The sequence below is a fragment of the Hungatella sp. SB206 genome (assembly GCF_051132295.1).
GTDB lineage: Bacteria > Bacillota > Clostridia > Lachnospirales > Lachnospiraceae > Hungatella > Hungatella effluvii.
Genome location: NZ_CP096603.1, coordinates 3,618,572 through 3,640,803, shown reverse-complemented (window position 1 = coordinate 3,640,803; position 22,232 = coordinate 3,618,572). Strand labels below are relative to the sequence as shown.

20 protein-coding genes are annotated in these 22,232 nt (G+C 48.1%); 3 read left to right on the top strand and 17 right to left on the bottom strand.

The genetic code is table 11. The annotated features are described in order from the left end of the window. Positions 1–33: 33 nt before the first annotated feature. Both M1L66_RS15955 and M1L66_RS15950 read right to left on the bottom strand, forming a co-directional pair. Positions 34–1,230, bottom strand: coding sequence for an acetate/propionate family kinase (locus M1L66_RS15955; RefSeq protein WP_187022162.1), 1,197 nt, complete (start codon positions 1,228–1,230; stop codon positions 34–36). 21 nt (positions 1,231–1,251) lie between these two features. Further along, positions 1,252–1,821 (bottom strand): PduL/EutD family phosphate acyltransferase, encoded by a 570-nt coding sequence (locus M1L66_RS15950; RefSeq protein WP_002604252.1) that lies wholly within the window; start codon positions 1,819–1,821, stop codon positions 1,252–1,254. Between the two features lie 167 nt (positions 1,822–1,988). On the opposite strand from M1L66_RS15950, the gene M1L66_RS15945 reads away from it, so the two are divergent. Then, on the top strand, positions 1,989–3,248 hold the full coding sequence (locus tag M1L66_RS15945) for a nucleotidyltransferase (RefSeq protein WP_434694091.1): 1,260 nt from the start codon (positions 1,989–1,991) through the stop codon (positions 3,246–3,248). On the opposite strand, the gene M1L66_RS15940 is transcribed toward M1L66_RS15945, so the two are convergent. From M1L66_RS15940 to M1L66_RS15905, 8 genes are all read right to left on the bottom strand, one after another. Beyond that, entirely contained in the window at positions 3,243–3,746 is a 504-nt protein-coding gene (locus M1L66_RS15940; RefSeq protein ID WP_434694089.1) for an NUDIX hydrolase, read from the bottom strand. The genes M1L66_RS15945 and M1L66_RS15940 overlap by 6 nt on opposite strands. A gap of 12 nt (positions 3,747–3,758) precedes the next feature. Then, a complete protein-coding gene (locus M1L66_RS15935; RefSeq protein ID WP_187022165.1) occupies positions 3,759–4,103 on the bottom strand; it encodes a phenylpyruvate tautomerase MIF-related protein in 345 nt (114 codons plus the stop codon). Positions 4,104–4,202: 99 nt separating this feature from the next. After that, positions 4,203–5,351 (bottom strand): Gfo/Idh/MocA family protein, encoded by a 1,149-nt coding sequence (locus tag M1L66_RS15930; protein ID WP_434694086.1) that lies wholly within the window; start codon positions 5,349–5,351, stop codon positions 4,203–4,205. Further along, positions 5,339–6,277, bottom strand: a complete 939-nt coding sequence (locus M1L66_RS15925; RefSeq protein ID WP_187022167.1) for a sugar phosphate isomerase/epimerase family protein — start codon at positions 6,275–6,277, stop codon at positions 5,339–5,341. Before M1L66_RS15925 ends, M1L66_RS15930 begins: the two co-directional genes overlap by 13 nt. After that, complete coding sequence (locus M1L66_RS15920; RefSeq protein ID WP_434694083.1) at positions 6,274–7,602, bottom strand: hypothetical protein; 1,329 nt, start codon at positions 7,600–7,602, stop codon at positions 6,274–6,276. The genes M1L66_RS15925 and M1L66_RS15920 overlap by 4 nt, the downstream gene beginning before the upstream one ends. Positions 7,603–7,679: 77 nt before the next feature. Next, a complete protein-coding gene (locus M1L66_RS15915; RefSeq protein ID WP_242352447.1) occupies positions 7,680–8,519 on the bottom strand; it encodes a carbohydrate ABC transporter permease in 840 nt (279 codons plus the stop codon). 10 nt (positions 8,520–8,529) lie between these two features. Then, positions 8,530–9,438, bottom strand: coding sequence for a carbohydrate ABC transporter permease (locus tag M1L66_RS15910; RefSeq protein ID WP_434694081.1), 909 nt, complete (start codon positions 9,436–9,438; stop codon positions 8,530–8,532). Between the two features lie 17 nt (positions 9,439–9,455). Beyond that, positions 9,456–10,742, bottom strand: a complete 1,287-nt coding sequence (locus tag M1L66_RS15905) for an ABC transporter substrate-binding protein (protein WP_187022171.1) — start codon at positions 10,740–10,742, stop codon at positions 9,456–9,458. Between the two features lie 214 nt (positions 10,743–10,956). On the opposite strand from M1L66_RS15905, the gene M1L66_RS15900 reads away from it, so the two are divergent. Further along, the gene (locus M1L66_RS15900) at positions 10,957–12,771 is read left to right on the top strand and encodes a sensor histidine kinase (RefSeq protein ID WP_187022172.1); all 1,815 of its coding nucleotides are present in this window, start codon (positions 10,957–10,959) and stop codon (positions 12,769–12,771) included. Between the two features lie 11 nt (positions 12,772–12,782). Continuing rightward, a complete protein-coding gene (locus M1L66_RS15895) occupies positions 12,783–14,375 on the top strand; it encodes a response regulator (protein ID WP_434694077.1) in 1,593 nt (530 codons plus the stop codon). A gap of 114 nt (positions 14,376–14,489) precedes the next feature. Here M1L66_RS15895 and M1L66_RS15890 read toward each other — a convergent pair whose 3' ends face one another. From M1L66_RS15890 to polA, 7 genes are all read right to left on the bottom strand, one after another. Next, complete coding sequence (locus tag M1L66_RS15890; protein ID WP_434694261.1) at positions 14,490–15,680, bottom strand: class I SAM-dependent methyltransferase; 1,191 nt, start codon at positions 15,678–15,680, stop codon at positions 14,490–14,492. 67 nt (positions 15,681–15,747) lie between these two features. After that, positions 15,748–16,389: a histidine phosphatase family protein gene (locus M1L66_RS15885; protein ID WP_434694075.1), complete on the bottom strand. Its 642-nt coding sequence runs from the start codon at positions 16,387–16,389 to the stop codon at positions 15,748–15,750. 83 nt (positions 16,390–16,472) lie between these two features. Then, positions 16,473–17,837, bottom strand: coding sequence for a PFL family protein (locus M1L66_RS15880; RefSeq protein WP_434694072.1), 1,365 nt, complete (start codon positions 17,835–17,837; stop codon positions 16,473–16,475). 33 nt (positions 17,838–17,870) lie between these two features. Then, complete coding sequence (locus tag M1L66_RS15875) at positions 17,871–18,143, bottom strand: ACT domain-containing protein (RefSeq protein ID WP_002604259.1); 273 nt, start codon at positions 18,141–18,143, stop codon at positions 17,871–17,873. A 17-nt stretch (positions 18,144–18,160) separates the two neighbouring features. Continuing rightward, positions 18,161–18,958: an MBL fold metallo-hydrolase gene (locus M1L66_RS15870; protein WP_187022176.1), complete on the bottom strand. Its 798-nt coding sequence runs from the start codon at positions 18,956–18,958 to the stop codon at positions 18,161–18,163. Further along, positions 18,955–19,545, bottom strand: a complete 591-nt coding sequence (gene coaE / locus M1L66_RS15865) for a dephospho-CoA kinase (protein ID WP_434694069.1) — start codon at positions 19,543–19,545, stop codon at positions 18,955–18,957. The genes M1L66_RS15870 and coaE overlap by 4 nt, the downstream gene beginning before the upstream one ends. A gap of 42 nt (positions 19,546–19,587) precedes the next feature. Continuing rightward, positions 19,588–22,230 carry a DNA polymerase I gene (polA, locus tag M1L66_RS15860; RefSeq protein WP_434694067.1) on the bottom strand — a complete coding sequence of 881 codons (2,643 nt, stop codon included), beginning with the start codon at positions 22,228–22,230 and terminating at the stop codon, positions 19,588–19,590. Between the last annotated feature and the right edge of the window lie 2 nt (positions 22,231–22,232).

Here is a 22,232-nt window from a genome sequence, read left to right as displayed (position 1 = left end):
GTCAACATAATATTTCCAATATTAAACAACCATTTATTTCACAAGAGCTAAGGTTTCTCTCGCGATGGACAGCTCCTCGTTGGTCGGGATTACGCATACCTTTACCTTGGATTCCGGAGTGGAAATGGTCACTCTCTTTCCTCTTGCCTTGTTGATTTCAGGATCGATCTCGATGCCGAGATATCCTAAATATTCGCACACAGCGCCTCTGATCGGCTTATCGTTTTCACCGACACCAGCGGTAAATACGATGGCGTCAACACCGTTCATAGCAGCTACATATGCGCCGATGTATTTAGCCACACGGTAGATGAATGCCTGGATCGCAACATCTGCCTTATGGTTTCCTTCGCCCTGTGCCTTCTGAACATCTCTGAAATCACTGGATACGCCGCCAGACATTCCGAGAATACCGGATTTCTTATTCAGGATATTCAGGACTTCATTGACATCCTTGCCCTCTTTGTTGCAGATAAACTGTACGACAGCCGGATCGATATCACCGCTTCTGGTACCCATGATCAGGCCCTCTAACGGAGTTAATCCCATGCTGGTATCAACGCACTTGCCGCCGATGGAAGCAGATACGCTGGCGCCGTTTCCTAAATGGCAGACAATAACTTTTGCTGTCTCAGGGTCTAATTCACAGTACTTGATCGCTTCCTTGGATACGTAGCTGTGGCTTGTCCCGTGGAAGCCGTAACGGCGAATGCTGTACTTCTCATAATATTCGTAAGGAATCGCATATAAGCTTGCCTTCTCCGGCATCTTCATACCAAATGCAGTATCGAATACGGCTACGTTCGGTGTTCCCGGCATCGCTTCCTCACACGCTTCAATTCCCATTAAGTTTGCAGGATTGTGAAGAGGTCCTAAATCGAAGCAGTCGCGGATTACTTTCTTTACATCCTCATTAACAACGATGGAGTCGCTGTAGACAGTCCCTGCGTGCAGTACGCGGTGTCCGACTGCAGAGATTTCGCTGGTATCCTTGATCACGCCGTATTCCGGATCTACCAGAGCGTCCATGACCATTTTGATCGCTACCGTGTGATTCGGCATCTCTTTTTTAACTTCCAGTTCTTCCTTGCCTGCTGCCTTGTGGGATAAATTGGAGCCTTCGATACCGATTCTTTCACACAATCCTTTTGCTAAAACCTCTTCGTTCTCCATATCGATTAACTGATATTTTAAGGAAGAACTTCCACAGTTGATAACTAAAATCTTCATTTTACAGTATTTCTCCTTTTATTATTTTACGATTTCGCCGTACTGTTCTCTGCCACAGGCAGCGGCATTGGATTCATCCGTGTCAATATGCATAGCCAGCGCATAACTGTCGCTTACACGAACTACTACGTCGCCGAATACAAGGCTTCTGCCGTCTGTATCAACCTTAACGGAGACAATATCGCCGTTCTTAACGCCCAGTGCCTCGGCATCTGCGTTGGTTGCATGTATATGACGCTTTGCAGCGATTACGCCCTCTGCGATCTCAATCTCTCCGCATGGTCCGACGATCTTACATGCTCCGCTTCCAGCGATGTCTCCGGATTCCTTAATCGGTGCCGCTACGCCAATCGCACGGGCATCTGTTAAAGAAAGCTCTACCTGCGTTGCCTTTCTGACCGGTCCTAAGATGGATACGCCGGCTAATTCTTTTTTGGAACCTACAATGGTAACTCTCTCTTCGCATGCATACTGTCCTGGCTGGGATAAATCTTTCTTTCTTGTGAGTTCATATCCCTTACCAAATAAAATCTCAAGATGTTCCTGAGTTAAATGTACATGACGCGCTGACGTTTCTACCAAGAATTTCATACCTATATTCTCTCCTGTTTTTTTTAATAATATGAATGAATATTACAATTCTGCTTCTATTCTATGTGCTTTGATTAAAATTTTCAAGTGCTGTCTCGAAATAATTTGCATTTTTTATGAAACAATTGCATAATAGAGTGGAAAACAGCAAAAAAAGGACGTAATTTATGACGAAAAATGAAAATGCTTACATCGTCGGCATTATAGCGGAATACAATCCGCTCCACAAGGGACATGCCTGGCACATACAAAAAGCCAAAGAACTGGCCGGCGCTAAATACTGTGTCGCCGTCATGAGCGGTGACTTTGTTCAGAGAGGCGCCCCAGCGATTTTCGACAAATACACAAGAACAGCCATGGCCCTGGAAGCCGGCGCCGATCTTGTATTGGAGATGCCGTCCATCTTCGCCGCCAGCAGTGCGGAAGATTTCGCTGCCTGTGGGATCGCGCTCCTGGACCGCTTGGGCGTTGTCGGTTCCGTCTGTTTTGGAAGCGAATGCGGCAATATGGAAGAAATTTCCCGTGCTGCTTCTATTTTAGCCTCAGAACCGGACCTTTATACGGCGGCACTGAAGGAACAGCTAAAAAAAGGCTTCACCTGGCCCCAGGCTCGGGCGCACGCACTCTCTTTAACCGGCGACTTCGATAAAGAGCTCCTGGATTCTCCCAACAACATATTGGGAATCGAATATACAAAGGCCCTCATAAGACGAAAAAGCCCCATCCGGCCCATCACGGTCCTGCGTCAGGGAAGCGGATATCACGACACCGGATTTTCCGACGTCTTCTGCTCCGCCTCCGCGATTCGAAAAGAGCTGGAAGCAAACGCATCAAACAGCGGCGAGGGGCTTCCCACCTCCGTTCTCCAGGGTATGCCTTCATTTGCCGGGCACTTCCTGGAACAGGCTTATCCAGTCTTTTTAAATGATTTCTCGACGCTGCTTAATACGGCGCTGCTGCGCATGACGGCGGCATCGGATCCCTTTGAGCAGTATCTCGATGTCTCGGATGACTTAGCGGCCAGAATCAGGAAGGAGATTCTCTCCTTCTCTTCTTTTGAAGACCGGATAGGCGCGCTGAAGACCCGGCAGTACACCTATACCAGAATCAGCCGCGCCCTGCTTCATCTTCTGCTCGGCATCACGGATCAGGAGATTATGGCCGGCCGCGCCGCAGATTATGCGCCTTACGCCCGTGTCCTCGGCTTTAACCGCGGTGCTTCCGCGGTCCTTTCAGACATCAAAAAAAGAGGGACCATCCCTCTCATTACGAAAACGGCCGACGCCGGCAATCTTCTGGAAGGAACGGCGTGGGAGATGTTTCAGAAGGATATGTTCTGTTCTCACCTCTACCAGGCCGTCGTTTCCGGAAAATATCATACTCGTTTGAAAAACGAATATACACATTCGGTCGTCATGAAGTCATGACGGCCGGATGAAACTCTCTATCTTATCTTTATAGAGCGGAAATCTGGATTTCGGAACCACGATTCCCTGACGCCACATCTCCATCAGCTCATCTAATACGACAAACTTCGCATCTACCACTTCCTCCGTCTGAAGCGCTAAATCTTCCAGATTCACATTCTGGCGGGTAATGTACGTATCCACGAACCGCTCCTTTAAACAGATGGAATGGATCAGATGAAGCTCGTCCTTTGATGCGTGGATTCCAATCTCCTCTGAGAGCTCACGGAGCGCCCCTTCCACGCTGTTCTCACCCGTCAGCACAGATCCTCCGGTACACTCCCACAAAAGGCCGTACGGCTTATCCGGGTGCCTTCTGGTGAGCAGTATCTCCGATTTCTGGTTCACGGTCCAGACATCGGCTATAATATGGTACTCTCCAGGTCCCAGCGGCACGCCCCGCTCATGTGTCTTACCGGTCAGTTTCCTGTTCTCGTCGTAAACATCCCACAATTCCATAGGTTTTTCCTCCTAGAAATTAGCGCCGTTCCAGCCCCAGTGTTCCACTTCCTCGTATTTGATGTAAATCTTATCCTGAGGAATCCCCAGCACCTCCTCATAGATCTGACACAGTCTGGCCGTAAGCTTATCGTAAGCTTCATCCGTAGTTCCGCCGAAAATCTTCACCTCCACATAAGCCAGTTTCGTATCGTTCTTCCCCTTGAAATAAAGAGAATAATTGTCCTCAAAGCCAACCATAAGCCAGCTTTCTGATTTTCCCGGAATCAGGGATATTGCCTGTCCCAGCTTACCCTTCAGCGTTTCCTTATCACTGTCCGTAAGCGGCACACTTACCTTGGAATTAATAAATGGCATAATTTTACTCCTTCCTATAATTTTCTCTATCATACCACAGTCAAAGATAAAATGCCATTCAGATTTCCGTAATTCCAGCCTGGTTTTTGTTCCAATGCACTATGATTCTATTGTTACCCAGCGTTTTTCTGCATTGCTTCGAATGCACGCATCAACCACTCTCATGATCTGGCGCCCATCTTCAAAACCGGCGTGCACAAACGGCAGCTCCGGCTTCTTTATATGCCCGTAAAACGATGTGATGCCATTGCAGAATGCATCAGCCCAGCCAACAGAATGGCCAGCCGGAAGAGCAATCCACGGCGCCGCATAGCTCCCGACATTCTGAACTGACGCATAGATATCCTCATTTCCGTTTTCACGTTCCCCTATGAACAGATGATCCGCCCGCTCCTGCTGCCAGGTGAGAGAAGCTTCTGTCCCATTGACCGTAAGGGCCAATCCGTTTTTCTTTCCGGCTGATACCTGTGAAATAAAAAAAAGGCCCTGGATTCCGTCTTCAAACTCTGCCATGACGAAGGCTGCGTCTTCAGAAGGCACGGCTATTTCCGTATACTGTCTTCCGTTCCGTCCCGGTTTTTCAAAAGTACCGGCAGCTTCTTCCGTTTTTTTCCTGACCGGATACAGATGAATCAGATTTGCATATACGGATTTAATCCGCCTGCCCAGCACATATTGAGCGGTATCAAAGCAATGGGAACCAATATCGGCAACTGCGCGGCTTACTCCTCCGGTCTCCGGATTCATCCGCCAGTCATAATCCGTATCGAACAGCAGCCAGTCCTGTAAATACTCCCCATATACCATGAAAGCCTTCCCAATGGCCTGTCTGCAGACACGGTCCTTCATCTCGTGAACCATCACATTGTTCCGATAATTAAAATTGACGCCTGTACACACGTGCTTTTCCTTTGCCAGTCTGATCAGTTCCGTCGCTTCTTCCACAGTCATTGTCAGCGGTTTTTCGCAGTATATGTGTTTACCAGCTTCCAGAGCCGCCCTGTTAATCTCGAAATGCATATTGGTTGGTGTGCAGTTGTGTATGGATACAAGCTCCGGGTTCTTCATCATTTCATGGTAATCGCTGTAAAACACAGGGATGCCCAGATTCTGCGCGATTTCTCTGCCCGCTTTTTCATTTGTATCACAGAGTGCCAGGACCGTAAGGCCCGGAATTCTCCGCACTGCCTCGATATGCTGTTTTCCGATAAATCCGGCTCCTATAATTCCAATCTTTATCTGCTCCATTCTTCCCTTCCTCCGTATACAAATTGACTGATATACCGTTTACTTAACAGAATCGCTTCTTCGATGGATTCCTTCGATCCCTCAAATGACTTGTCTTCAATTTCAAGACAGAGACTTCCGTCGTAGCGGATATCCGTCAGAGCCGACAGGAAACGCCCCCATTCCACATCTCCAAGTCCCGGAAGTTTCGGTGTCATATAGGAAAGAGGCGCCGCCAGTATGCCGTTGTCATCCAGGCGGTCCTTCCATATTTTTATATCCTTGATATGTACATGAAACAGTTTATCCCGAAACTCGTATATTGGTTTTAAATAATCCATCTGCTGCCACACCAGATGGGACGGGTCATAATTTAAGCCGAAGCAGGGACTGTCAATCCGCCGGAACATTTCCCTCCAGACTGCCGGTGATACCGCCAGATTCTGTCCGCCCGGCCATTCATCCTCTGTAAATAACATGGGGCAGTTTTCTATTCCAATTTTTACGCCGCAGTCTTCGGCCAACCGGATGATCGGACGCCACACCTCTTCGAACAGGGCCAAGTTTTCAGACAGGGACTTGGAAGGATTTCGTCCAATAAAGGTCGTAACCATTAAAATGCCCAGTCTGGCCGAAGCCTCGATCACCTTTTCCAGATGGGCGACGGCAATCTTTGCTTCTTCCCTGTTCTCCGCCAGCGGATTGGGATAATAAGCCATAGAAGAGAGTCTTACCTTTTTCTCCCTGCAGTACTCTCTGACTGCGTTAATATTCTGCTCCTCCAGCTTATCCACGTCAATATGCGTTACCCCGGCATACCGTCTGGAGACGTTCCCTTTCGGCCAGCATGCCAGCTCTACGCAGGAGAACCCATGTTCAGAAGCAAAATCAATAACCTCCTCAAACGTATAATCCGCTAATATCGCACTGACAAATCCCAGCTTCATCTTTTTTCCTCCGTATGCGGAAATAAATCCGGCCTTAAATGAGTCATATCCGTAGGATTTTTCTCTACTCTTACAATCGGATTCGGACAGTATACATTATAAGTCTCTCTTGAATTCATCTTGATAAATGTTCCCGGATCATTAAGCGCCTCTTCCTCTTCCTTTGTGGGGCGCGGCGGCCTTGTATAGACGTATGCAATATGGGGATACAGACTGTCTCCCGGTGTTTTTCCAAAGACGCTCTGTTTCGCATGGAAGTAGAGCGCGGTGTAGCCTCCGGCATCTGCATGAGCAAGCCCCCTTGGCAAGATCACTAAATCCCCCGCTTTAAACTCATAGTATTCCCTCTCACAGGTTTCATCCCCTTCACCGATCGTGACACTGCCGGAGCCTGACAGAATAAACTTGTACTCTTCGATGTCCGGATGGGAATGGGAATCAAACGGCCTGTCCCTGTCAGAATCCGCTGATTTTTCAGCGAGATTGCAGATGGCAATATCATCGGTCCATGTGAGGGGATAGCTGGACTGTTTAAGCCCCGCATTGGCATTGTAGACCGGGGGAGCATCCACTCGTTTTAATACCCTGGCCCCCAGGACAGATCCATTTTTTTCCGCTTCTTTGCGGTTATCCATCACAGAAGTCTGCGGATCCACCGGGGTAATTTCCCGGTACAGCCGGTTTACTGCCTCCGGCTCCGTCTGTTCCCTATGGATTTCCTCTGCTTCCAGGATTCTTCCAAAGGATCTTTCCATCGTCTTTGTCTGGTTGTAACACGTATATGTACCTGGTGTCTTTAAATGTGCCGCCTCCCCCTCTTCCGGCCTCTCCGGCCGGTCAAGCGTTACGACCGGATGGGGAAAACGCACGGTACCGGCCATACTTCCATAAACGCTTGTCCTGGCATGAAAACAGATGGCTTTCCATTCTCCTTCCATGCGGTAAGGCACTTCACGCGGAACAATGACGAGTTCAAGTTCCCCGAATTCAAAACGCTCCTCCGCCGCACCCATGGCATTTCCCAGAATCAGGGTTCCGCGGCCTTCCAGTATATAGTAATAAACCGTAATATCCGGATGCATCCGGACCGCCCATGGCCGACAGTTATCCGTCACATCCTCTTTTTCCATGTAGGAAAAGATACCCAGGTCATTCACTTCGCTCAGAGGATAATTCCATTCTCTGCAGGCAGTCTCGTTGTCATAAACAGAGACGGCCGCTCCTCCTCTGATGATTCTTGCCCCGGGAACCAGCGGATTTCTGGCCGATTCCCGCATGTCCCCTGCAAATTCTTTCCGGTCTTTTTCCTGTCTCGCAGGACTCATATCAATCTAATACATCGTTCGATTTCCCTTTCTTTCATGCCGCTCCGAGTGTGCATGAAAATTGCTTTCCGCCGCGCTCAGGCCTTTACGCCGCCTGCCATAATTCCATCCATAATATTTTCTTCGAAGATCATAACAAAGATAATGATGGGCGCCAGAATCACACATCCCATGGCACTTAATAAATCCCATGGCACATCATAAGCATTGGCCCTTGGCAGGGTTGAGATACCAATAGTCAGTACTTTGATCTTCTGTGAGAAAAACAGAGGGATAAAAAACTCATTCAGACAGCTTATAAAATTTATAATACATACAGTTGCCACAGCCGGCCTCATAAGCGGCAGAGTCACAAACATAAGTTTCTGCATATGATTTGCCCCGTCGATCTCAGCCGCTTCCTCGATGTCAATGGGAATGCTTCCCAAATAATTTCGAAGGATCAATATGGTAAACGGAATCAGGGAGCTGGTATAGAGCAGAATCAGCCCCGGATACGTATCTACCAGTTTTAAACTCCTCAGATAGTCATAAAGCGGTCTTGCCGTCACGATCCCAGGGATCAGAGCTGAAAACACGATCAGTCCGTAAGCCATGGACAGTCCCTTGGAAGGATAACGCTCAAAGGCATACGAAGCGAGTATACAGATGGCCGTTGACAGAATCAGGGTTACCCCCGTTATGATCAGAGTGTTCTTGATTTGAGGGAAGATACCCACGGTATGGATTAGTGTCTGGTAGCTCTTTAACGTGACATGACGGGGAATCCATTGGATGGGATTGGTAAAAAGCTCCGTTGACGGTTTGACGGAAGAAATAAAAATCCAGTAAAGCGGTATCAGTATAATCGCCGCTGTCAATACCGTCAAACTCCATTGAAATACTTTAAAAACTTTCTTTTTCAAATGTTGTCCCATTTCTAGCCCCCTAATCCGATATTTTCTTGATTGCAAACAGATTGATTCCGGTCAATACCAGCATTATAAGAAACAGTACCACAGCGATTGCCGATGCATATCCCAGATTCAGATTATTAAACGCTTCAATCAAAATCCGATAAGACAGTACAGAGGTTCCATCATACGGTCCGCCTGAAGTCATGGCATAGACCAGTTCGAAGCTTGTAATACGCCACATTGTAAAAAATATGGATATGGTCATCACTGTTTTCAGAATACTCGGAATCGTGATATAGAAAAAACTTTTGACTGCTCCGGCCCCATCTATTTTGGCTGCTTCATAGATGTCTGCAGAGACGAATTGCAGGGAGGCCAGCACGAGGATGGCGAAGAAAGGGATATCTTTCCATAAGTCAACGATAATCACTGCAAGCCTTGCCGCATCCACGTGGATCAACCAGTCATAATGAAATCCCGAAACCAGCCGTCCAATCAAATCATTCACGAATCCGTACGTTCCATTGAATCCCCATCTGGCGGCGCGCCCCGCTACGATCATCGGCATAGCCCAGGGAATCAGCACAATCGTTCTCAGAAACTTTTTTCCTTTGAATTTCATATTCAGCATCATGGCAAGAATCACGCCGAGCACGATATGAAATGTCATGGAAATAATGGTAAACAGAATGGTAAACTGCATGGAAGAGGCAATTTTTTCATCTGACAGCAGCTTTGCATAATTTTTCAGGCCGGCAAACGCTCCAGTTCCTCCGCCAATAATATGTAAATCACGAAAACTGTTAATAAATGTCATAAGGACCGGATAAAGGGTCGTAAGACACCGGATTATGATCACCGGAAGGATCATCAGCCATGGAAGCCAGCCTATTACACCAAGAGTCCGTTTTACCGGACTCTTTATTTTTTCTGTCTTCATTCATTACCTCCTCAGAACTATTTTGCTTTATCTGGAAAATACGTTTTTATACATTTCTGCATTCCTGCAATATAATCGTCAAAGCTGAGTTCATCACTTACATATTTTTGGAACAGCGCACCCACATCGTTGATATATTCCATCGAGTTGACCGGAAGCGGACGAGGAACCAGAGTTGTAGTTTTCAGATACGATTTTAGCTGCTCCATTCCCGGTACCGTAAAATCCGGGTCATCCACGACATCGGTCCTTGCAGGAAGTCTGGAAAACGTCCGGCCATACGTCTCCTGTCCCTCCAGGCTTGCAGCCCAGCTTAAGAAAACCTTTGCCGCTTCCTTATTCGGTGACGCAGCGTTCAGCACATACTGCCAGCCATTGGCATAGGTCTTCTCCTGCCCAAGATTCAGCATGGGGGCAATGTAAATGTCATCCTCTCCGTATCTGCCGGCTGCATCATACGTTGGCATAAAGCTGGAGTAATTCAGCATTGATGCGGATGAACCGTCCATAATACGCTGATTCAATTCCGTATACTGATCCGCCAGCTGTGAAAGAGGTGTATACCCCTGGTCAACCATCTCTTTCATAAATTTTACGGCTGCCTGTGTGTTTTCATTGGACCAGTCGTACATATCACCGCCGAACAGGTTTACAAACTCACCTATATCGTTCCATACATAGGTCTGTTCCCAGCCGCCCCCGTAGCCATACACACCCTCCTTCGATACCGCCTTTAAAAATTTCGTAAACTCCTCGCTCGTCTTTACGGATTCCATTCCGGCTTCCTTTACGTATTTGGAATTCAGCCAGAAACAGAATATTTCCATAAACATGGGAACACCTTTCCCATCACTCATCTCAATGAATGATTCCGGATATACTGCCTTAACCTCCGGAGTGAGCACATCATTAAGCGGTTCCAGATAATTGGTTCCGGATAATGAGAGAATCATTTCTTGATCCACGGAAAGGATATCGACCGTATCATCACCGGAAGAAAGTATTGTCATAACCTTAGCCGTCCGGTCGTCTGTATTAGTCGGCATGGCAAGTACTTCAATCTTCAGACCCGTTGCACGCTCCGCCGCCTCCACATAATCCTGAAAGTTCTCCTGTGTGGCCGCATCGTCGCAGAAAAGTGTGATTTGCGCCCCAGACGTCTCCCCTTTTGCAGATGAAGCTTCGGTAACGTGTTCTTCCTTTCCTGTGGTTTCCCCTATTTCATTTGTTTTCCCTGCACACCCTGCAAGAGAACCGGCTGTCATGCTTGCACACAGCAGAATGCTTAAGACTCTCTTTTTCATAGTCTGTACCTCCTTGTTTGTTTTGTTTTGTCAGACAAGCACATTATAGACAAAAAATATGACTGTGGAAATATGTTTTTTTATGCTGATTTTAAGATTTTTTACCTGTTTTCTCCAATATTGTTGTGATTATTGACTTATATTATAGGGCTGGATATAATGAAATCACGCTTTTATTCACAGTTCATAACAGTAAGGATGGTTCCCGATTCCCATGAAAAAAAACATAAAAAGATTTCTGAGTTCGTTCCACTTGAAATTAAACACCGTATATAAGAAACTCGTATGCCTTACTTTAGTATGCAGCCTCGTTCCGCTGCTCTTAACCAGTTCGATCTCTTACTATATGGCTTATTCCATGTCAAAAAACAGGACCATTGATTCCCTCCGCGCTGCCAACCGACAGATCGCCATCAATATTAACAACCGGCTGTCTCAGATAGAAAGCCTCTCTAACTCGATATCCTTCTATCTGTATCATCTGCAGAAGACTCCGCTCTATCCCCTGTCTGAATACCTGTCCGCCTTTTCGCAGAGCAGGAACAGCATCGGCTCCATAAAGAGCACGTTTAAGCTCCTGCAGATAACCGTCTTTCTTCCGGAGGACTGCTTCATCAATCCCAACGGCAATGGAATTAACTTTTTTCCGTTAAACCGGCTGTCTGATTATAACATGACGGAACAGGAGCTTTTTGACGCCGGTTCCCGCTCCTTTTGGCGCACCAATAAGGACTTACAGTTTCCTGCGGCCTTTTCAGCCATCCCCAAAAGTGTCATGACCTGTTGGAATGCATACCGTAATATTTACACAGGATCTTTAAATTATGCCTTTGCCTGCCATTTACGACTGTCGGAATTCTCGGAATTACTGAGTTCCCCTATCGATACCTCAGACAGCAGAAGCTACGTCATCGATCAGGACAACCGGATCCTGATGCACAGTGATGAAAAGAAAATAGGAAGCCTGCTGGCCGCAGACCAAGTAAATCTGTGGGACGAAACAAGAGATTCCTTTATCGTAGGGGACACCCTCCTCGTTGCACAGCCCTTGGACAATCCTTCCATGATGCTTATTACACAAATCCCGCTCTCCTATGTCCGGCAAAATGGTAATTTTATTCTTACCTTTCTTCTATTGGCGATATGCTCGATAATTATCTGCACTGTCTGCTTATCAATTGCTGCATCAAAAACATTTACACGCCGATTCCATACACTTTCCCAGGTGATGGAATCCATAAAAGCCAGTGAAAATCGTGATATACTAAAGCTTCTTCGCCCCATGACCAGCCGCCCAGCCTGTGACAGAGATGAGCTTGATCAACTGGCCGGCACTTACGAGACCATGGTACTGGAACACGATGAATACTTTAAACAGATACTGGAGATGTCGCTGCAGACAGAAAAGCTGAAGTATCAGCTATTACAGTCCCAGATTAATCCTCATTTTCTTTTTAATACCTTAAACACCATCGTTTCCTGTCAGTCACTCGGAAAAGTGGAATTGGCCAGTCAGACGATTACCAATCTGTCTCAGTTTTACCGGCACCTTCTACATGATCCGGATCATTTAATACCGATCCGCGAAGAGCTTTTAGTAACGGAGTTGTATTTAAAGTTGATCTGTGTATCAAAACCCAATCGAATCACATGGAGCTTCGAGACGGAAGATGGCATTGAACATTTTTTAATCTGTAAATTCATATTTCAACCTTTTATGGAAAACGCCATCATTCATGCGATTCCGGATTCCAACAGTTCTCTCCATATTGTAATTTCGATTCACTATGATGAGGATACCATACTGATCCGGATTTCTGACAACGGAATCGGAATGGATAAAGAGCGTTTGGCAGACATCCGGCAAACACTCCAAAAGCATCAGGCTGACTACGACAAAAATTATGGAATCAGCAACGTAAACGTACGTCTCACGCCCTATTTCGCCCCCGGCAGTGATACGATTCAGCTGGAAAGCCATCCTGGCTGCGGCACCTCATTCACCATTCATTTAAAACAGATTTTATAAGGAGGAATACTGTGTCTAAATACGCTTTGATTATAGACGATAATAAACTTGTAACGGAATCTCTAAAAGAGAATATCGACTGGCACAAGCTTGATGTCGTTGTGACTCACGTTTTTTATGATGCACTGCAGATAGAGGAAGTCGTCGCATCGGAGACGGTGGACATCATTATTTCCGATATTCGAATGCCTGGTCTGTCAGGCCTGAAAATGGCTAAAGAAGTGTTGAAACAGAACCCGGCCATAAAGATAATCTTAATCAGTGCCTATGAAGATTTTCAGTATGTCCAGGAAGCAATACGACTGGGGGCCTACGATTTTATAGAAAAACCCATCGATCTGGCTTATTTGAGCAGTATCATTGCAAAAGCAGCGGCTCAGATCGATCTGGACCTTCAGACAAAGCGTCAGCTGGAAGCCAGTAAACCGGCCATGGTTGAAAAATTCTTCTACGATGTGCTGCACCATGCGCCGGCGGAGGCAAAGTACAATTACGGCGACTATCCCGTTTTTCTGTCGCTTACAATTGAATCCCATTTTCATTTATGCATCGTGATTAAAAATACAAATGCCAACCAGTTAAAAAATGCGTTAGGCCTTCAGCGCTACCATATGAATCTGCTGTCTCTTGAAAATGACATCGGTCTGCAATTTGCAGACTTTCCTCTCGCATACCTCCTGCACAAAGGAAACTCTCTGGTTTTGGTTATTGGAAAAGGCAGAGCTTCGGCCGTACAGCTTCTGACGGCTGCTGAGGAACGGATCTCCCCCATCCTGGAACGCGCTTCACTGTTCAAGCTGGCAGTCGGCATTGGTAATACGGTTGCCTCCTTCTGGGATATCCGGGAATCTTACGAAAACGCAAAACTGGCGCTGGAATACCGTTTCTTTTTTCCAGAGGAGACAATCCTCCGCTATCAGGATCTTCCCCCAGAAAATTCCACTCCTGATCTGAATCTGGAATCAAAATGCAAATATATTATAAACATGATCTGTAAAAATGATGTTCCCCGTTTGGAGCAGTATCTGGACTCTCTCTATGAGGAGTACTTAAAGCTGCACATATCCAGAGACAGTCTGTTCTTTTTTATCTCCGATATGGCTGGTAAAGTGCTGAATTTTCTCTATAAAATGGGAGTGGATCTTGCCTCTCTCGACGAAGATTTAATGAAATACTGGGGTAATCTAAAGCGTTTTTCTACCGGACAGGAGGTCTTTCAATGGTTCTTCAGGCTTTGTGCCATGGCCGGAAGCCTGCTTGACACCTCTGTATCCGGTTACCAAAAACGGCTTGCCTCTCTGGTAGAAAACTATATTCAGTTAAATTATGCCAATCCTGATCTTGGACTGAATGAAATAGCTGCCAGCGTAAATGTCAGCCCTACACACTTAAGCGCCGCATTTAAGGAAACAACCGGCGGTAATATTGTGGATTTAATCGGAAGCACCCGGATTATGGCAGCGAAGGAGCTGTTAATGAACACCGAACTCTCCATACGGGAAATCAGTGAAAAAACCGGTTTTTCCAACCAGTATTACTTTAGCGCCTGTTTCAAAAAAATAACCGGCATGGCGCCGACGGGATTTCGAAATCCCAACCACTGAAAACACTGTCTTTATCCCAAGTCAAATCCCTGCCGCCTAATGAAATAAACGGCCGGAGCAAAAGGCAATATCTGTCTTTCGCTCCAGCCGTCTTTATCATTCCATACCACACAACTATCCATTATACTCTTCCAGCAGCAGCCTGGCCAGCGTCTGTTCCGTCCCCAAAAACTGCAGGATATCCTCGATCTCTTTCCGGTTGTCCTTCGGCCCGCCCTGTTTCACCGCGCGGATCAGAATATTCTTCGGAGTGTGTTCCATATCGATAAATTCCAGGATCTGAGTCCGGTAGCCCCTGTTTTCCAGGATCTCCGCCCGGAGGGCATCGGTGTATAAGGCTGCCATACGCTCCTTGATCAGCCCGTACTGGAGCACCGGGCGCAGCAGCTCGTTGTCCATCTGTTTATTCAGCTCATGCTGACAGCAGGGAACGGAGAGAATCACGGAGGCATCCCATTTTACGGCCTTTTCCAGGGCGTAATCCGTAGCCGTGTCGCAGGCGTGAAGCGTCACAACCATGTCCACATGGTCCACGCCGTCGTAGGAAGCAATATCCCCGTGATAAAACTTCAGCTTGTCGAAGCCATAGACCACGCTTAGGCGGTTGCAGTGGTCGATCACATCCTGCTTTAAATCCAGTCCGATAATGCGCACTTCATAGCCCTTCAGCTCATGGAGATAATAATACATGGCAAATGTCAGGTATGATTTTCCGCATCCAAAATCGATGATTACATTTTCCCTGCTCTTGTCCAGTCTTGGGAGAATGTCCTCAATAAATTCCAGAAAACGGTTGATCTGGCGGAACTTATCGTAGCGGGAACGGACGACCTTACCATCGACCGTCATGACGCCTAAGTCCTCCAGAAATGCAACAGGCTTTCCTTCCTCCAGGATGTAGCGCTTCTGCCGGTTGTGGGAGGCCACGTTCGGAGCCGCTGCCATCTTCTGCTGATTTTTCTTAACTTTAATCGTGACAGTCCCTTTCTTGCCAACCAACACACGGGCCTGTCCCCTGGACGATTCCACCTCTGCCTGCTTAAAACCGCTCTCCATCAGTCCCAGCAAGTAGGATACGCCTTCTTCTCTCGTCAGATTTCGGTGAAATGCCTGTTTCTCCGTCAGTTCTTCCGCCTGGAACACCATGCCGCCTTTCAGCATAACCGGGCGCACCCGAACCTTCAGTGCTTTGTACGGGCCTGCCCCATCCTTTAGGGCCGGATTGCTCAGGATGATCCTGAGCAGGCTGTCGTCTAAAAAGTCCTCAAAGATCTTCTTAACCTCTTCTCTTTTTTCCAGAACCATACTGCTCTGCTCCATAAAATATTCCCCTGTCCTCTAGTACTGCGTTGTGTAATTATGCAACGCAGTACTAATTCTCCGCCGATACCCAGCTGCTTCTTAAGAGCTCCGGATGCGGCTCCAAATGCGCGTAATCATTAAAACGTTCCACGGTAAAGCGATTATTGCCTGGGTTATAGGCCACCTCGGTAATGCTGCAGTTTTCCAGTGAATTGCCGAGGAGCCGGTGTCTGGCCGGTTCCATGCCTAAAAATGCGGAGGTCATGCTTCGGATTACACCGCCGTGAGTGACTACCGCAACCGTCTGATAACCGCTCTCAGCAATCTTATGAAATACCGGCATCACCCGCCGGATCACGTCTCCCGCACACTCTCCGCCCGGATACGGTAAGTCGGCTTCCATCTTTTCCTGTTCCTTCTTAAATGCGGCAAATTTTACCGCAATATCCTCGTCGCACATTCCTTCCATCTCGCCGAAGGATATCTCGCGCAGCTCCTCTTTTACAATGTGTTCCACATTCCAGAAGCGGTTTGCCGTCTCCGCAGTCTGAAACGCCCGCAGCAAATGGCTGGAGTATACAGCTTCAATCTTCTCTCCTGCCAGACGTTCTCCCAAAAGCTCCGCCTGTCGGAAGCCCTCCTCAGCCAAATACACATTGACGTTGCACAGCCGGCTGCACTGGCGGCCATGACGAATCAGATACAGTCTCATCCGATCTTCCTCCCAATTTCTCTTTTCTGTTAAGTACGGCCCAGATGGGTTGTTCATTCATCTGGGCCTTTCTTTATTTAATCCTAATTTTTGAAACTGTGGATCGGAGCCGGAATTCTGCCTCCGCGGGTCACGAACTTCTCACAGGAATAGGGATTGACCGGCATAACCGGAGCGTAGCCAAGCAGTCCGCCAAATTCCACCGTATCCCCAATGGTCTTTCCGATCACCGGTATAAGTCTGACAGCGGTCGTCTTCTGGTTGATCATACCGATAGCTGCCTCATCCGCAATAATGCCTGCTATGGTCGTCGAAGGCGTGTCGCCTGGAATCGCGATCATATCGAGGCCTACGGAGCAGACGCACGTCATCGCTTCCAGCTTTTCGATCGTCAAAGCTCCCATGGAAACCGCATCGATCATCCCCTGATCCTCGCTGACCGGGATAAATGCGCCGCTTAAGCCGCCTACATAGGAAGAAGCCATGACGCCGCCCTTCTTCACCTGATCGTTTAACATGGCGAGAGCCGCTGTCGTTCCCGGAGCGCCTACACGCTCCAGACCGATCTCTTCCAGAATCTCAGCGACACTGTCGCCTACAGCCGGAGTCGGAGCAAGGGACAGATCAATGATGCCGAACGGGATATTTAAGCGTCTGGAGGCCTCCTGAGCCACCAACTGTCCGACTCTCGTGATCTTAAACGCCGTCTTCTTGATAGTCTCGCAGAGGACCTCAAAATCCTTTCCTCTCGCCGTCTCGATGGCAGTCTTTACAACACCAGGTCCGCTGACACCCACGTTAATGATGGACTCGGCCTCCGTCACTCCGTGGAACGCGCCCGCCATAAACGGATTGTCGTCAGGCGCATTACAGAAGACGACCAGTTTGGCGCAGCCCAGAGAATCAGACTCCTTCGTCGCTTCCGCCGTCGCCAGCACGATCTCGCCCATCAGCTTCACGGCATCCATGTTGATGCCCGTCTTTGTGGAACCCACGTTGACAGAGCTGCACACACGCTCCGTAACGGCAAGCGCCTGCGGAATGGAACGGATCAGCCTTTCGTCCGCATCGGTCATACCCTTGCTCACCAGAGCGGAATAACCGCCGATAAAATTTACTGAAACCTCGTGAGCCGCCCGGTCGAGGGTCTTTGCAATGGTCACATAGTCCTCCGGACTCTTGCAGGCCGCCGCGCCAACCATGGCGATCGGGGTGACGGAAATTCTCTTATTTACGATTGGGATGCCGAAATCGCGCTCAATCTCTCGGCCGACTGCGACGAGATTTTTAGCTGTAGTGGTGATCTTGTTATAGATCTTCTCATTGACCGCATCTAAATCGCTGTCGCTGCAGTCCAGAAGGCTGATGCCCAGGGTAATCGTTCTGACATCCAGCTTCTCCTGTTCTATCATTTTATTTGTTTCATTTACTTCAAACATATTCAACATATCAATGACCATCCTTTTTCTTTTTCGCTGCTGTCAGATACGGTGCATCTTGGTAAAAATATCCTCGCGCTGGCATTTTACCTTAACGCCGATCTCGTCTCCGATCTGTTCCAGTTCATCGGCAAGCTCTCCAAAAGGTTTTGTGGCGTCGTTCGTGTCGACAATCATCATCATATTAAAGAAATCCTGTACGATGGTCTGTGAGATATCCAGGATATTCACCCGGTTGTTCGCCAGGTATGTGCAAATCTTTGCAATGATCCCTACGGTGTCTTTTCCAACTACTGTGATAATGGTTTTCTTCATGCTGCTTTTCTCCTCTTTTATATAGTGATAATTTCCGACATCCTGTCTCTTCCCGCAACCGCGATCGAAAAATCGGACGCCTTAAATGGATTATCTCCGTCTGTAATCTCCAGCTTTACGGTCTCGTAAGCCAGCTCTTCATAATTATTTTCTTTGCTCAAATGGCCAAGCAGAATCCGTTTTAAATTATCGTGCAGAATGCAGCACAGAAGGCGTCCGGCGTTCTCATTGGAGAGATGGCCGTGATCCCCTAAAATACGGCGCTTCAGGTAGTAAGGATACGGTCCTGCCTGCAGCATGTTGACATCGTGGTTTGATTCCAGCAAAAGCGCATCGAGTCCCTGTAAATGATCGATTATGTACTGGTCATAGTGTCCCATGTCCGTGGCTACCGCCACCGATTTGTGGTCATGCTGAATCCGGTATGCCACCGGATTGGCCGCGTCGTGATCGATCGAGAAAGGCTTTACCTCCAGATCTCCGATAAAAAAGTCCACATCCGGACAGATCGGATGGTACAGCTCTCTGGGATACTCTCCCAGATACTTCTGTTTCGATACCTCTTCCAGCGTTTCCTTTGTCCCATAAAGAGGAACACCGTATTTTCTTGCCAGGACTCCCAGTCCCTTTGTATGGTCAGAATGCTCGTGTGTGATGACGATTCCGTCGAGCTCGCTGCCTTTTAAACCAATTTCATTTAAGCCCTGCTCAATCCTCTTATTGCTGATGCCGGCATCCACCAGAATATGGGAGTTGTCCGAACCAACATAGATGCAGTTTCCACTGCTTCCGCTCGCTATACTTACCAGTCTCATGTTTTCCGTCCTTTATCTTTCAATAGGGCCTCCAGCCCGGCTTTTACCTCTTCCACGGTCCCGTTGTTATCAATCACCCGGTCCGCCAGTTCCCGGAATTCCTCATCCGAAAGCTGATTCTTCATAATGCTTAGGGTACGCTCTCTGCTGTATCCCCTGTTTTCTTTCAGGCGCCTGATGCGATTCTCTTCCGATGTATAAACATACCACATTTCATCGTAGATGTCATTCTGTTCCCTGCCCATAATTGCAGATTCTACCACAATTAAGTCCGCTTGTGAAGAAGAAATTTTATCTTTGATCGTTTTCCATACCATCGGATGGATGATTCCGTTCATCGTCTCAAGCGCATTTTGGTCATGAAAAATGAGTGCGGAAAGCAGCGGACGGTCAATTGTGCCATCCGGTTTCAAGAAGCTGTTCCCCAGGGCACGAACGACCATCTCGTAGCCCTCGTGCCCTGGTTCCATCAGCTCATGCGCCACCTGATCGGCGACTATGATTTCTGCTCCGTACTCTGTTTGCAGGATATCGAGAATCCGGCTCTTCCCGGCGCCGACTCCGCCTGTCAGTCCTATCACTCTCACTTTTTCTCCCTCTCTCCTGTAAGGCAAATATACGCCCTGGTCCTATTTGGCGTCAAACCAGGAATCTCCGACGTTCGCTTCCACCTCAAGAGAAACTGATAAATCCGCTGCATGCTTCATCTCGTCCACCAAAAGCGTCCTTACCGCTTCTACTTCGTCCTTCTGCGTCTCGATCAGAAGCTCATCGTGAACCTGTAAAACAATGCGCGATTTAAGGCCTTTCGCCTTCAATGCACGATCCACACGTATCATTGCGATCTTCATGATATCGGCCGCCGTTCCCTGAATCGGGGAGTTCATGGCCACACGCTCCCCGAAGGAGCGCTGCATAAAATTAGTAGATTTCAGTTCCGGCACCGGACGTCTTCTGCCAAACATGCTGACCGCATAGCCGGTCTCTTTGGCATCCGCCACAAGCCTGTCTAAGAATTCCTTAACGCCAGGATACGTCTCAAAATACTTATTGATATACTCCGTCGCCTCTTTCCTGGATATGCTTAAGCCCTCGCTCAGTCCGAAGGAACTGATACCATACACGATTCCGAAGTTTACCGCCTTGGCATTTCTTCTCTGCAGCGGCGTCACCTCGTCCAGAGGCGTATGGAAGACCTCGGAAGCCGTGATGGCATGAATGTCATCCGCATGGCGGTAGGCTCCAATCAGCCTCTTATCTCCGGACATATGCGCCAGGACACGAAGCTCGATCTGGGAATAGTCGGCGTCGATGAAGACGCAGCCCTCCTCCGGAACAAATATCTTCCGAATCTCACGTCCCAGTTCCATACGAACCGGGATGTTCTGAAGATTCGGCTCCGTACTGCTGATTCTTCCCGTAGCCGTGATGGTCTGGTTAAAAGTCCCGTGAATTCTCTCATCCGGCCCGATATAGACGGCCAGACCTTCCGCATAGGTGGAATTCAGCTTGGTGAGCTGACGGTAGTCGAGAATCATCTGTACCACCGGATAATCGGGAGCCAGTTTGTCCAGCACATCGGCTGCCGTGGAGTAACCGGATTTCGTCTTTTTCCCATTGGGCAGCTTCATATGGTCAAACAGAACCTCGCCCAGCTGCTTGGGAGAATTGATATTAAAGGTTTCCCCTGTTTCTTCATAAATCTTCTGCTCCAGCGCGACAATCTGCACCTTTAAGCGGTCTCCGTACTCCTTCAGCCGCTCTCTCTCCGCCTTGATTCCCACCTGCTCCATGTGGAAAAGGCTGTAGATCAGCGGCATCTCAATATCGGTAAAGAGGCTGTACATTTCGGCCTTCTTAAGCTCCTCGGTCAGACGGTCCGCACACATAAAGGCGATATAGCCCATGTAGCAGATGCATGTAAACGCCTTCTTCTCATCGGTCTCAAGTGCCTTTTTAATCGTCTGTTTTCCTAATAAGTCGGCTCTGGACGGGACGGTCATGCCCAGATAATCACGGGCAAGATCATCGTAATCATACGTATCCTTAAGCGGATTTAAAAGGTAACCGGCCACACCGGCGTCAAACAGCGGGCTGTCTGATTCAGCTTTCAAAAATGGAAGCAGCGGCTTTAGCTTAAGCACGGATACCCGTTCGCATGATCTGCACAAATCCCTTGCCTTTTCCACCAGATATTCCGCCCGCATAAAGCCCTGGGGGACGAAACAGTAGGTGGCTTCCTCTCCTGTGCAGAGCGCCATGGCAGTCAGCTCATGGTCCAGGGTCACAAGTTCCAGGCCAATCTTCGCCCCGGCTTTGCAGGCGGCAAAGATGGCTTCCGCTTCTCCAAAATCGGTGACCATCTGAAAATGTGCCTCCGCCGACGGACTCTCTACCGGCGTATCCGAGAAACGGGAAAGGAGTGATTTAAACTCCAGACGCTTCATATACTGGTAAGCGGCCGGTGTATATAAGTTGTCCGCTTTGGCATCGTCATAGGAAAATTCTATTCCGCAGTTTATATTGATCGTTGCCAGCTCCTTGCTCAGCTGTGCAAGACTGTAATTCTCTTCCAGTGACTTCTTCGCTCTTGGCGGTTTGATCTCCTCTATATGGGCGTAAGCGTTCTCAATACTTCCGTATGCCTCTATAATGGCAGCGGCCGTCTTCTCTCCGATGGACGGTACTCCTGGAATGTTGTCGGAGGAATCTCCCATCAGGGCCTTCATATCGATAAATTCCGTTGGAGTCACATGGTACTCATTCTTCACCTCCTCCGGATAGTAGTCTTTAATCTCCGTACCGCCCCTGCTGGTCTTTGGAATCCGGATCTTTATATGCTCGTCGGCCAACTGGAGCAGATCGCGGTCACCTGATACCACGACCACCTCCACGCCCTTCGCCTGGCTTTCTTTCGCCACAGTTCCCAGAATATCATCGGCCTCGTAGCCTGCCATCGTAAGGATGGGCACCTCCATGGCGCCGAGGACTTCTTTCATCAAATCCACCTGCTCGTGAAGCTCCTCCGGCATGGGTTTTCGCGTTCCCTTATACGGTTCGAACATCTTATGGCGGAATGTGGGTTCCTTTCGGTCAAAGGCCACCGCCACATGGTCTGCCTGCTCTTCTTCCAGAATCTTAAACATAATGTTCAAAAATCCGTATACGGCGTTGGTATGGAGCCCCTCTGAATTTGTCAGCTCGGGAATTCCGTAAAATGCCCTGCTCATGATACTGTGTCCGTCTATTAATACTAATTTCTCTTTGTCCATGT